The sequence below is a fragment of the Chromobacterium sp. ASV23 genome (genome assembly GCF_016428945.1).
GTDB lineage: Bacteria > Pseudomonadota > Gammaproteobacteria > Burkholderiales > Chromobacteriaceae > Chromobacterium > Chromobacterium sinusclupearum.
The window spans coordinates 43715-55861 of sequence record NZ_JAELTR010000009.1; the positions used below are offsets into that span (position 1 = coordinate 43715).

Consider the following 12147-nt stretch of genomic DNA (forward strand, 5'->3'; position numbering starts at 1 on the left):
TATGGCCTCCAAGAAAATGGAAGCGTTGGGTTCGGTCGTTGCCGCCGCGCTGGGCGACAAGCTCGTGCGCAGCACGCTGGCCCTGGACGAGCTGACCATCGTCTGCAAGGCGTCCGATCTGCTGTCCGTGGCCCAGACGCTGCGCGACCACGCCGATCTCGCCTTCGAGCAGTGCATCGACGTCTGCGGCATGGACTACAGCGCCTATCGCGATGAGCCGTGGGACGGCCCGCGCTTCGCCGCGGTATACCATCTGCTGTCCGTCAAGCTGAACCACCGCATCCGCCTGCGCGTCTTCGCCGAAGACGACGCCTTCCCGGTTATCCCATCGGTCAACGGCATCTGGAACGCCGCCAACTGGTTCGAGCGCGAAGCGTTCGACCTGTACGGCATCGTGTTCGAAGGCCACCCCGACCTGCGCCGCCTGCTGACCGACTACGGTTTCGTCGGCCACCCGTTCCGCAAGGACTTCCCGCTGTCCGGCCACGTGGAAATGCGCTACGACCCGACTCAGCAGCGCGTGATCTACCAGCCGGTGACCATCGAACCGCGCGAAATCACTCCGCGCATCATTCGCGAGGAGAGCTACGGTGGCTGAGATCCGCAACTACACCCTGAACTTCGGCCCGCAACACCCGGCCGCGCACGGCGTGCTGCGCCTGGTGCTGGAGCTGGACGGCGAAGTCGTCCAGCGCGCCGACCCGCACATCGGCCTGCTGCACCGCGGCACCGAGAAGCTGGCCGAGAGCAAGACCTACATCCAGTCTCTGCCGTACATGGACCGTCTCGACTACGTGTCCATGATGTGCAACGAACACGCCTATTGCCTGGCTATCGAGAAGCTGGCTGGCATCGAAGTGCCCGAGCGCGCGCAATACATCCGCGTGATGTTCGCGGAGATCACCCGCATCCTGAACCACCTGCTGTGGATCGGCGCCCACGCGCTGGACATCGGCGCGATGACCATGTTCCTGTACGCGTTCCGCGAACGCGAGGATCTGATGGACTGCTACGAGGCGGTGTCCGGCGCGCGCATGCACGCGGCTTACTTCCGTCCGGGCGGCGTCTACCGCGACCTGCCGGATTCGATGCCGCAGTACACCGTGTCCAAGATCAAGAACGCCAAGGAACTGGCGCGCCTGAACGAAGGCCGCAAGGGTTCGATGCTGGACTTCATCGAAGACTTCACCAAGCGCTTCCCGACCTATGTCGACGAATACGAGACCCTGCTGACTGACAACCGCATCTGGAAGCAGCGTACCGTGGGCATCGGCGTGGTAACGGCCGAGCGCGCGCTGAATCTGGGCATGACCGGCCCGATGCTGCGCGGCTCCGGCATCGCCTGGGACTTGCGCAAGACCCAGCCGTACGATGTGTACGACAAGATGGACTTCGACGTGCCGGTGGGCGTGGGCGGCGACTGCTACGACCGCTATCTGGTGCGCGTGGAAGAGATGCGCCAGTCCAACCGCATCATCCAGCAGTGCGTGGCCTGGCTGCGCGCCAATCCTGGCCCGGTGATCACGGACAACCATAAAGTGGCGCCGCCTTCGCGCGAAGGCATGAAGTCCAATATGGAAGACCTGATCCACCACTTCAAGCTGTTCACCGAAGGCATGCACGTGCCGGAAGGCGAGGCTTACGTGGGCACGGAACACCCGAAGGGCGAGTTCGGCATCTACCTGGTGTCCGACGGCGCCAACAAACCGTATCGTCTGAAAATCCGCGCGCCGGGCTATGCCCACTTGGCCGCGCTGGACGAGATGGCCAAGGGTCACATGATCGCCGACGTGGTGGCGATCATTGGTACGCAGGATATCGTGTTTGGGGAGATTGACCGCTGATGCTGTCCGCACAATCGCTAGCCTTGATCGACCGCGAGGTCGCCAAATACCCGGCCGACCAGAAGCGCTCCGCCGTCATGGGCGCGTTGCGCATCGCGCTGGAAGAGCGGCGCGCCACCGGTGAAACCCCGGAAGCGCGTTGCCTGAATAAGGACGTGATCGAGTTCGTCGCCAACTATCTGGAAATCGCTCCGGTAGCCGCCTACGAAGTCGCCACCTTCTACAACATGTACGACATGAAGCCGGTGGGCAAATACAAGATCACCGTCTGCACCAACCTGCCCTGTGCGCTGTCCGGCGGCGTCAATGCCGCAGAGTACATCTCGCAGAAGCTGGGCATCGCCATCGGCGAAACCAGCGCTGACGGCATGTACACGCTGCAGGAAGGCGAATGCATGGGCGCTTGCGGCGATGCGCCGGTCTTGCTGGTGAACAACCACAAGATGTGCAGCTTCATGACGCCCGAAGCAATCGATAAAAAACTGGCGGAGTTGAAATAATGGCTGTCTTCGCTAATGGCGTGATTTTCGACGGCGTCGACACCGCGCAGCCCGACTGCTGGCGTCTGGACGCTTACGTAGCCCGTGGCGGCTACCAGGCGCTGCGTCGCATCCTTGACTCCAAGATGACCCAAGAAGACGTCATCGCGGAAGTGAAGAACTCCGGCCTGCGTGGCCGCGGCGGCGCGGGTTTCCCCACCGGCCTGAAGTGGAGCTTCATGCCGCGCTCGTTCCCGGGCGACAAGTACGTCGTCTGCAACACCGACGAGGGCGAGCCGGGCACCTTCAAGGACCGCGACATCATCCGCTACAACCCGCACTCGCTGATCGAGGGCATGATCATCGCCGGTTACGCGATGGGCACCAAGGCGGGTTACAACTACATCCACGGCGAAATCTTTGAAGACTACCAACGCTTCGAAGAGGCGCTGGAAGAAGCGCGCAAGGCGGGTTTCCTGGGCCAGAACATTCTGGGCACCGGCTTCAACTTCGACCTGTTCGCCCACCACGGCTACGGCGCCTACATCTGCGGCGAAGAAACCGCGTTGCTGGAATCGCTGGAAGGCAAGAAGGGCCAGCCGCGCTTCAAGCCGCCGTTCCCGGCCAGCTTCGGCCTGTACGGCAAGCCGACCACCATCAACAACACCGAGTCCTTCGCCTCGGTGCCGTTCATCATCCGCGACGGCGCGCAAACCTTCCTGGAAAAGGGCAAGCCCAACAACGGCGGCACCAAGCTGTTCTCGGTCTCCGGCCACGTCAATCGTCCGGGCAACTACGAGGTCGCCCTGGGCACCCCGTTCACCGAGCTCTTGGAAATGGCCGGCGGCATGCGCGGCGGCAAGAAGCTGAAAGCGGTGATTCCGGGTGGCTCGTCCGCGCCGGTGCTGCCTGCCGACATCATGATGCAATGCACCATGGACTACGACAGCATCGCCAAAGCCGGCTCGATGCTGGGTTCCGGTGCCGTGATCGTGATGAACGAGGACGTGTGCATGGTGAAGGCGCTGGAGCGCCTGGCCTATTTCTATCACGAGGAATCCTGCGGCCAGTGCACGCCGTGCCGCGAAGGCACCGGCTGGCTGTACAAGGTCATCCACCGCATCGCCAACGGCCAGGGCCGTCCGGGCGATCTGGAGCTTCTGGATTCCGTGGGCAACAACATGGCGGGCCGCACGATCTGCGCCTTGGCCGACGCCGCTGTGTTCCCGGTTCGCAGTTTCACCAAGCATTTCCGCAATGAGTTCGAGTACGCGATCGAACACGGAAAGACCTTGGTGGATCACAAATGGTGTTGAGCGATGCTTGAAATCGAAATCGACGGTAAGAAACTGACGGTGGAGCAGGGCAGCACCGTCATGGAAGCGGCCCACTCCGTTGGGACCTACATACCGCACTTCTGCTACCACAAGAAGCTGTCCATCGCGGCCAACTGCCGCATGTGTCTGGTGGAAGTGGAAAAGGCGCCTAAGCCGCTGCCGGCCTGTGCCACTCCTGTCACCGACGGCATGAAAGTCCATACCGCCTCGCCGCTGGCCAAGAAGGCCCAAGCAGGCGTGATGGAGTTCCTGCTGATCAATCACCCGCTGGATTGCCCGATCTGCGACCAGGGCGGCGAATGCCAGCTGCAAGACCTGGCGGTCGGCTACGGCAACTCCACTTCGCGCTACGAAGAAGAAAAGCGCGTGGTGGTGGGCAAGGACATGGGCCCGCTGGTCTCGGCCGAGGAAATGTCCCGTTGCATCCACTGCACCCGCTGCGTCCGCTTTACCGAGGAAATCGGCGGCTATCAGGAAATCGGCATGGCCAACCGGAGCGAGTTCTCCGAGATCCTGCCGTTCCTGGGCAAGACTGTGGATTCGGAAATCTCCGGCAACGTCATCGACCTGTGCCCGGTGGGCGCGCTGACCTCCAAGCCGTTCCGCTACAGCACCCGCGCCTGGGAACTGTCGCGCCGCAAGTCGGTTAGCCCGCACGACGGCCTCGGCTCCAACCTGATCGTCCAGGTGAAGAGCAATGAAGTGATGCGCGTGCTGCCGCTGGAAAACGAAGCCATCAACGAATGCTGGATCGCCGACCGCGACCGCTTCTCGTACGAAGGCCTGAACAGCGCCGAGCGTCTCACCAAGCCGATGATCAAGTTCGACGGCAAGTGGCACGACACCGACTGGGAAACCGCGCTGAACTACGTGGTGAAGGGCCTGAACGGCGTATCCGCCGATCACGGCAAGGACGCCATCGGCTTCCTGCTGAACCCGCACTCCACCACCGAAGAACTGCATCTGGCCCAGAAGCTGGCGCGCGCCTTCGGCGTGAACGCCATCGACTACCGCCTGCGCCGCAGCGACTTCTCCGCCGATGCCGCCAAGCAGGGCGCGGAGTGGCTGGGTTCCAGCATCGTCGAACTCGGCGACGCCAAGTCCGTGCTGGTTGTCGGCTCGTCGCTGCGCAAGGAGCAGCCGCTGCTGGCCGCCCGCCTGCGCGCTTCGGTCAAGAAGGGCAGCGAGCTGAACATTATCCATGTCGCCGACGACAATTTGCTGACCAAGATCAACGGCAAGCTGATCGTGTCGCCGCTGGCGTTGGTGAACGCGCTGTCGCAAGTGCTGAAGGCCGTCGCCGAGATCAAATCCGGCTCGACCGAGATCGACCTGTCGTCCGTGGAAGTGTCCGAACAGGCGCGCCGCATCGCCGCCAGCCTGACTGGCGCGGAAACCGCGTCCATCGTGCTGGGCAATGTGGCGCAACACCATCCGGCTTATAGCCAGCTGCTGTCGCTGGCCCAGGAAATCGCCCGCTTGAGCGGCGCGCGTTTCGGCATCCTGGCCGAAGCCGCCAACAGCGTGGGCGCGGAATTGGTGGGCGCGCTGCCGACCAACGGCGACAACGCCGCCGCGATGATCGCCAAGCCGAAGAAGGCCTACTTCCTGCTGAACACCGAAGTGGAGTTCGACAGCTACAACCCGCAGGCCGCCGTGGCTGCGATGAAGCAGGCGGCTACCGTGATCGCGCTGACCGCGTACAAGGGCCAGGGGCTGCTGGACTACGCCGACGTGCTGCTGCCGATCGCGCCGTTCTCCGAGACCGCCGGTTCCTTCGTCAATATGGAAGGCAAGCTGCAAACCTTCAACGGCGTGGTGCGTCCGCTGGGCGAAACCCGTCCGGCCTGGAAGGTGCTGCGCGTGCTGGGCAATATGCTGAACCTGTCCGGCTTCGAGCAGAACAGCGCCGAGGACGTGCGCGCCGAGTTCGGCGATCTGGCCTCCAAGCTGAACAACGCGTTGTCCAAGGTCGCCGCCAACCCGGCAGTCGCCTCCGGCATCGTCCGCGTCGGCGAAGTGCCGATGTACCAGGCCGACGCCATCAGCCGCCGCGCCAAGCCGCTGCAGGAAACCAACGAAGCCAAGGACGCCTCCGTCGCACGCGCGCACGGCAGCTTGCTGGCCAAGCTGGGCATCGCCGCCGGTTCCACCGCGCTGCTGAAGCAGGGTTCGGGCGAGGCGCGCTTGCGCGTCGAGGCCGACGACAGCCTGCCGGCCGACGTGGTACGGGTCGCCACCGCGCACGCAGCAACGCTGGCGCTGGGCGGCATGTTCGACGCTATCGAGATCAAGCAGGGGTAAACCATGGAGTTCTTGCAAGGTATTCTTGGCACTGATGCGGGGCTCCTGGTGTGGACCCTGCTGAAGATCATCGCCATCGTTCTGCCGATGCTGGGCGCAGTGGCCTATCTGACCCTGGCCGAGCGCAAGGTGATCGGTTATATGCAGATCCGGATCGGCCCCAACCGCGTGGGCCCGTTCGGTCTGCTGCAGCCTATCGCCGACGCGGTCAAGCTGCTGATGAAGGAAATCATCCTGCCCACCAACTCCAGCAAGGGCTTGTTCCTGCTGGCGCCGGTGCTGTCCATCGGCCCGGCCTTGGCGGCCTGGGCGGTGATTCCGTTTACCGACCACTTGGTGTTGGCCAACGTCAACGCCTCGCTGCTCTACATCCTGGCGTTGACCTCGATGGGCGTGTACGGCGTGATCATCGCCGGCTGGGCGGGCAACTCGAAGTACTCCTTCCTCGGCGCGATGCGCTCCGCCGCCCAGATCGTCTCGTACGAACTGGCGATGGGCTTCGCCCTGGTCGGCGTGCTGATGGTGTCCGGCAGCCTGAACCTGGTCGACATCGTCAAGCAGCAGGCCGTGGGCATGGCCGGCGGTTCGCTGTTCTCCTGGAACTGGCTGCCGCTGTTCCCGCTGTTCATCGTCTACCTGATCTCCGGCGTTGCCGAAACCAACCGCGCGCCGTTCGACGTGGCGGAAGGCGAATCGGAAATCGTGGCCGGTTTCCACGTGGAATACTCGGGCATGGCCTTCGCCATCTTCTTCCTGGCCGAATACGCCAACATGATTCTGGTGGCGGCGCTGACCTCCCTGCTGTTCCTGGGCGGCTGGCTGTCTCCGTTCCCGGCTTCCTGGGGCATCCTGGGCGCCGGCGGCTTCTTCTGGCTGGCCGTGAAGATGTCGATGGTGCTGTTCTGCTTCCTGTGGTTCCGCGCCACCTTCCCGCGCTATCGCTATGACCAGATCATGCGCTTGGGCTGGAAAGTGTTCATCCCGGTGACCCTGGTGTGGATTCTGGTGGTGGGCGTGTGGATGTTTACCCCGCTGTCGATTTGGCACTGAGACAGGGGATAGGTGAAAAAATGAATTCGATCCGCAACTTTTTCAAGACCTTCCTGCTGGTGGAGCTGGTCAAGGGCCTGATGGTCACTGGCCGCTACTTCTTCGCCCGCAAGATCACGGTGCAGTTCCCGGAAGAGAAGACGCCGATTTCGCCGCGTTTCCGCGGCCTGCACGCGCAGCGCCGCTACGCCAACGGCGAAGAGCGCTGCATCGCCTGCAAGCTGTGCGAGGCGGTGTGCCCGGCGATGGCCATCAGCATCGAGTCCGAACAGCGCGACGACGGCACCCGCCGCACCACGCGCTACGACATCGACCTGACCAAGTGCATCTTCTGCGGCTTCTGCGAGGAAGCCTGTCCGGTGGACGCCATCGTGGAAACGCACATCTTCGAATACCACGGTGAAAAACGTGGCGACCTCTACTACACCAAGCCGATGCTGCTGGCTGTGGGCGACAAGTACGAGGCCGAGATCGCCGCCAACAAGGCGGCTGACGCCAAGTATCGCTAAGGGGAGGCCATGAACCTAACTACGGTAATTTTCTACGTTCTGTCCGCCATCCTGATCTTCGCCGGTCTGCGCGTGGTGACGGCCAAGAACCCGGTGCACGCCGCGCTGTATCTGGTGCTGGCTTTCTTCACCAGCGCCGGCCACTGGCTGCTGATGGAGTCGGAGTTCCTGGCGATCACCCTGGTGCTGGTCTACGTCGGCGCGGTGATGGTGCTGTTCCTGTTCGTGGTGATGATGCTGGACATCAATATCGAGCAGCTGCGCGCGGGTTTCTGGAAGAACCTGCCGGTGGCCGCCCTGGTCGGCGCCATCATGGTGTTCGAGATGGCGCTGATCCTGGTCAGCCCGCAGGCCGGCCTCAGCCAGTTCAAGGCCGCCGCGCCGCTGGCTGCCGACTTCAGCAACGTCAAGCTGCTGGGTAGCCAGCTGTACACCACCTATCTGCTGCCGTTCGAAATCGCCGCCGTGGTGCTGCTGTTGGCGATGATCGCCGCCATCGGCCTGACCATGCGTACGCGCAAGGACAGCAAGGTGATCGATCCGGCCGTCCAGGTGAAGGTGCGCAGCCAAGACCGCGTCCGCATCGTCAAGATGGACGCCGTGAAAAAAGTGGAAGAGGCCGAAGCGGCCGATTCCGGTGAGCAACAGGCCTGACGGCCAATCAACCACAAGGGAGGAAACGTGCTGACACTGACTCACTTTCTGGTGCTGGCCGCTATCCTGTTTGCCATCAGCGTGCTGGGCATCTTCCTGAACCGGAAGAACCTGATCATCCTGCTGATGGCCATCGAGCTGATGCTGCTGGCGGTGAATTTCAACTTCATCGCGTTCTCGCATTACCTGTCGGATTCTGCGGGGCAGATCTTCGTGTTCTTCATCCTGACGGTTGCCGCCGCCGAGTCCGCCATTGGTTTGGCGATTCTGGTGGTGCTGTTCCGCAACCTGCAGAGCATCAACGTTGAAGACTTGGGAAGCCTCAAGGGCTAAGGCAAACCGGAACCACAACTAAAGCACAAAAGCATGGATATGAAGAGCTTATACCTGCTGATTGCACTCGCTCCGCTGGCGGGTTCCATCATTGCAGGCCTGTTTGGATGGGCGATCGGACGGCGCGCTTCGCACGTCGTCACGATAGCCGGCGTGGCGGTGTCCGCCGCGCTGTCGCTCAAGGTGCTCCTGGGTTTCCTCAACGGAAGCGCGGAAGTGTTCAATGGACCGGTCTACACCTGGCTGACTGTCGGCGGCCACGAGTATGCGGTCGGCTTCCTGGTCGACTCGCTGACCGCGATGATGCTGGTGGTGGTCACCAGCGTGTCGCTGATGGTGCATATCTACACCATCGGCTACATGCAGGATGATCCGGGTTACCAGCGTTTCTTCAGCTACATCTCGCTGTTTACCTTCTCGATGCTGATGCTGGTGATGAGCAACAACTTCGTCCAGCTGTTCTTCGGTTGGGAAGCGGTGGGTCTGGTGTCCTACCTGCTGATCGGCTTCTGGTTCAAGCGGCCGACCGCGGTGTTCGCCAACCTGAAGGCTTTCCTGGTCAACCGCGTGGGCGACTTCGGCTTCCTGCTGGGCATCGGCATGGTGCTGGCCTATTTCGGCGGCTCGCTGAACTACAGCGACGTGTTCGCCGCCGCTCCTGCGCTGGCGCACAAGACCATCGAGATCATCCCGGGCCACGAGTGGTCGCTGATGACCGTCACCTGCATCCTGCTGTTCATCGGCGCGATGGGTAAGTCGGCGCAGTTCCCGCTGCACGTGTGGCTGCCGGACTCGATGGAAGGTCCGACGCCGATCTCCGCGCTGATCCACGCCGCCACCATGGTGACGGCCGGCATCTTCATGGTGTCGCGCATGAGCCCGCTGTTCGAGATGTCCGACACCGCGCTGAACGTGGTGATGGTGGCTGGCGCGATCACCGCGCTGTTCATGGGCTTCCTCGGCATCGTGCAGAACGACATCAAGCGCGTGGTGGCTTACTCCACGCTGTCGCAGCTGGGTTACATGACCGTGGCGCTGGGCGCGTCGGCCTATTCGGTGGCGATGTTCCACGTGATGACCCACGCCTTCTTCAAGGCGCTGCTGTTCCTGGCGGCCGGCTCCGTGATCATCGGCATGCACCATGACCAGGACATGCGCAATATGGGCGGCCTGCGCAAGTACATGCCCATCACCTGGATCACCTCGCTGCTGGGTTCGCTGGCGCTGATCGGCACGCCGTTCTTCTCCGGCTTCTACTCCAAGGACTCGATCATCGAGGCGGTCGCCGCCTCGCATCTGTCCGCGGCCGGTTTCGCCTACTTCGCGGTGATTGCCGGCGTGTTCGTGACCGCTTTCTACTCCTTCCGCATGTACTTCCTGGTCTTCCATGGCAAGGAGCGCTGGATGCAGAACCATGGCTCGCACCACGAGCACCATGGCGACAGCGATGAGGAAGAAGTGTCCCACGACCATCACCATGGCCTGGGTCCGAACGACAAGCCGCACGAATCGCCGTGGGTGGTGACTCTGCCGCTGGTGCTGCTGGCGATTCCGTCGGTGCTGGTCGGTTACTTCGGCATCGACAAGCTGGTGTTTGGCGACTTCTTCAAGGGCGTGATCGCCGTCAACAACGAAGCGCACCCGGCCATGGAAGAGCTGGCGCATGAGTTCCACGGCGCTGTCGCCATGGGTCTGCACTCGTTCACCAGCCTGCCGTTCCTGCTGGCCCTGGCCGGCGTAGTGACCGCCTGGTACTTCTACATGAAGGCGCCGCACATTCCGGCCGCCATCAAGCAGAAGTTCGCGCCGATCAACGCGCTGCTGGAAAACAAGTACTACCTGGACGAGATCTACTTCGCCGTATTCGCCAAGGGTTCCCGCGCCATCGGCACCTTCTTCTGGAAGGTGGGCGACATGCTGCTGATCGACGGCCTGCTGGTGAATGGCACGGCCAAGCTGATCGGCTGGTTCTCCAGCGTGATCCGCCGCATGCAGACCGGCTTCATCTACAGCTACGCCACCGCCATGATCATCGGCGTGCTGGGTCTGATGACCTGGTGGTTCCTGCCGTTGATTTTGCGTTGAGTCCGGCCTCCGGGATTGAAATAACAATATAGGTTTGATTATGTCCACAAATCTGCTAAGTCTGGTGATCTGGACGCCGATCCTGGCCGGCCTCGTGGTGCTGGCCACCGGCGGCGACCAGCGCGCGCCCTTGGCGCGCTGGCTGGCCTTGGCGGGGGCCCTCGCGGGCTTCCTGCTGTCGGTGCCGCTGTTCACCGAGTTCAACAACCTCAACGGCGGCATGCAGTTCGAAGAACTGAAGCCGTGGATCGCCGCGCTCAACATCAACTACCACCTGGGCGTGGACGGCATCTCGATGCTGTTCGTGGTGCTGAACAGCTTTACCACGCTGTTGGTGGTGATCGCCGGCTGGGAAGTGATCCAGAAGCGCGTGGCGCAGTACATGGCCGCCTTCCTGATCATGTCCGGCCTGATCAACGGCGCCTTTGCCGCGCTGGACGCCATCCTGTTCTATGTCTTCTTCGAAGGCATGCTGATTCCGATGTACCTGATCATCGGCGTCTGGGGTGGTCCGCGTCGCGTCTACGCGTCGATCAAGTTCTTCCTGTACACGCTGCTCGGCTCGCTGCTGATGCTGGTGGCGCTGATCTACCTGTACTTCCAGGCTGGCAAGAGCTTCGACATCCTGGCCTTCCACGCCATCGCCAAGATTCCGCTGACGGTGCAGATCCTGCTGTTCGTCGCCTTCTTCCTGTCGTTTGCGGTGAAGGTACCGATGTGGCCGGTGCACACCTGGTTGCCGGACGCCCACGTGGAAGCGCCGACCGGCGGCTCCATGGTGCTGGCCGCGATCACGCTGAAGATCGGCGCTTACGGCTTCCTGCGGTTTGCGCTGCCGATTCTGCCGGACGCCTCGCGCGAAGTGGCGCCCATCATCATCGGCCTGTCGCTGGTGGCGGTGGTGTACATCGGCTTGGTGGCGCTGGTGCAGTCGGACATGAAGAAGCTGGTGGCGTATTCGTCCATCTCCCATATGGGCTTCGTGACGCTGGGCATGTTCCTGTTCGCCGGCAACGAAATGAACCAGTGGGCCGTGGAAGGCGCGCTGGTGCAGATGGTGTCTCACGGTTTCGTCTCCGCCGCGATGTTCTTCTGCATCGGCGTGATGTATGACCGCGTGCACAGCCGCAACATCGCCGACTACGGCGGCGTGGCCAACAAGATGCCTATCTTCGCCGCCTTCATGATGCTGTTCGCCATGGCCAACTCCGGCCTGCCGGCCACCTCCGGCTTCGTCGGCGAATTCATGGTGATCATGGGTTCGGTGCAGGTGAACTTCTGGTATGCCGCGCTGGCCGCCACCACCCTGATCTTCGGCGCCGCCTACACCCTGTGGATGTACAAGCGCGTGATCTTCGGCGATGTGGGTAACAGTCATGTGGCGGAACTGTCCGACGTCAATAAGCGCGAGTTCCTGGTGCTGGCCATCCTGGCCGTCATGGTGCTGGGCATGGGTCTGTACCCCGAGGCTTTCGTCTCCAAGATGCACCTGGCGGTGAACGACCTGATCACGCATGTTGCGCAGAGCAAGCTGTAAGCGCGGAAGGAATAC

Annotated in this window: 11 protein-coding genes; all 11 read left to right on the forward strand. The window is 62.5% G+C overall.

The window, feature by feature from the left end; all coding sequences use genetic code 11:
* Position 1 precedes the first annotated feature (1 nt).
* The 11 genes from JHD59_RS06225 to JHD59_RS06275 are packed head-to-tail and all read left to right on the forward strand — an operon-like array spanning position 2 to position 12132.
* Positions 2–598, forward strand: a complete 597-nt coding sequence (locus tag JHD59_RS06225; protein WP_103318356.1) for an NADH-quinone oxidoreductase subunit C — start codon at positions 2–4, stop codon at positions 596–598.
* The gene (locus JHD59_RS06230; RefSeq protein ID WP_199153597.1) at positions 591–1844 is read left to right on the forward strand and encodes an NADH-quinone oxidoreductase subunit D; all 1254 of its coding nucleotides are present in this window, start codon (positions 591–593) and stop codon (positions 1842–1844) included. The genes JHD59_RS06225 and JHD59_RS06230 overlap by 8 nt, the downstream gene beginning before the upstream one ends.
* Complete coding sequence (gene nuoE / locus JHD59_RS06235; RefSeq protein ID WP_103318352.1) at positions 1844–2344, forward strand: NADH-quinone oxidoreductase subunit NuoE; 501 nt, start codon at positions 1844–1846, stop codon at positions 2342–2344. Before JHD59_RS06230 ends, nuoE begins: the two co-directional genes overlap by 1 nt.
* Positions 2344–3639: an NADH-quinone oxidoreductase subunit NuoF gene (nuoF, locus tag JHD59_RS06240; RefSeq protein ID WP_199153598.1), complete on the forward strand. Its 1296-nt coding sequence runs from the start codon at positions 2344–2346 to the stop codon at positions 3637–3639. Before nuoE ends, nuoF begins: the two co-directional genes overlap by 1 nt.
* 3 nt (positions 3640–3642) lie before the next feature.
* Positions 3643–5964, forward strand: coding sequence for an NADH-quinone oxidoreductase subunit NuoG (nuoG, locus tag JHD59_RS06245; RefSeq protein WP_199153599.1), 2322 nt, complete (start codon positions 3643–3645; stop codon positions 5962–5964).
* A 3-nt stretch (positions 5965–5967) separates the two neighbouring features.
* Positions 5968–7014 carry an NADH-quinone oxidoreductase subunit NuoH gene (gene nuoH / locus JHD59_RS06250; RefSeq protein ID WP_103318347.1) on the forward strand — a complete coding sequence of 349 codons (1047 nt, stop codon included), beginning with the start codon at positions 5968–5970 and terminating at the stop codon, positions 7012–7014.
* A 20-nt stretch (positions 7015–7034) separates the two neighbouring features.
* Positions 7035–7523 carry an NADH-quinone oxidoreductase subunit NuoI gene (gene nuoI, locus JHD59_RS06255; RefSeq protein ID WP_043623630.1) on the forward strand — a complete coding sequence of 163 codons (489 nt, stop codon included), beginning with the start codon at positions 7035–7037 and terminating at the stop codon, positions 7521–7523.
* Between the two features lie 9 nt (positions 7524–7532).
* On the forward strand, positions 7533–8177 hold the full coding sequence (locus JHD59_RS06260) for an NADH-quinone oxidoreductase subunit J (protein WP_103318345.1): 645 nt from the start codon (positions 7533–7535) through the stop codon (positions 8175–8177).
* A 27-nt stretch (positions 8178–8204) separates the two neighbouring features.
* Positions 8205–8510 carry an NADH-quinone oxidoreductase subunit NuoK gene (gene nuoK / locus JHD59_RS06265; protein ID WP_011134506.1) on the forward strand — a complete coding sequence of 102 codons (306 nt, stop codon included), beginning with the start codon at positions 8205–8207 and terminating at the stop codon, positions 8508–8510.
* A 33-nt stretch (positions 8511–8543) separates the two neighbouring features.
* The gene (nuoL, locus tag JHD59_RS06270) at positions 8544–10595 is read left to right on the forward strand and encodes an NADH-quinone oxidoreductase subunit L (protein ID WP_199153600.1); all 2052 of its coding nucleotides are present in this window, start codon (positions 8544–8546) and stop codon (positions 10593–10595) included.
* Positions 10596–10632: 37 nt separating this feature from the next.
* The gene (locus tag JHD59_RS06275; RefSeq protein WP_084201635.1) at positions 10633–12132 is read left to right on the forward strand and encodes an NADH-quinone oxidoreductase subunit M; all 1500 of its coding nucleotides are present in this window, start codon (positions 10633–10635) and stop codon (positions 12130–12132) included.
* The last annotated feature ends 15 nt before the right edge of the window (positions 12133–12147 follow it).

Coding starts and splice junctions, on each gene's coding strand:
- JHD59_RS06225 (WP_103318356.1), top strand. CDS start 2: ATGGCCTCCAAGAAAATGGAAGCGTTGGGTTCGGTCGTTGCCGCCGCG.
- nuoG (WP_199153599.1), top strand. CDS start 3,643: ATGCTTGAAATCGAAATCGACGGTAAGAAACTGACGGTGGAGCAGGGC.
- nuoE (WP_103318352.1), top strand. CDS start 1,844: ATGCTGTCCGCACAATCGCTAGCCTTGATCGACCGCGAGGTCGCCAAA.
- JHD59_RS06260 (WP_103318345.1), top strand. CDS start 7,533: ATGAACCTAACTACGGTAATTTTCTACGTTCTGTCCGCCATCCTGATC.
- nuoH (WP_103318347.1), top strand. CDS start 5,968: ATGGAGTTCTTGCAAGGTATTCTTGGCACTGATGCGGGGCTCCTGGTG.
- nuoI (WP_043623630.1), top strand. CDS start 7,035: ATGAATTCGATCCGCAACTTTTTCAAGACCTTCCTGCTGGTGGAGCTG.
- nuoF (WP_199153598.1), top strand. CDS start 2,344: ATGGCTGTCTTCGCTAATGGCGTGATTTTCGACGGCGTCGACACCGCG.
- nuoL (WP_199153600.1), top strand. CDS start 8,544: ATGGATATGAAGAGCTTATACCTGCTGATTGCACTCGCTCCGCTGGCG.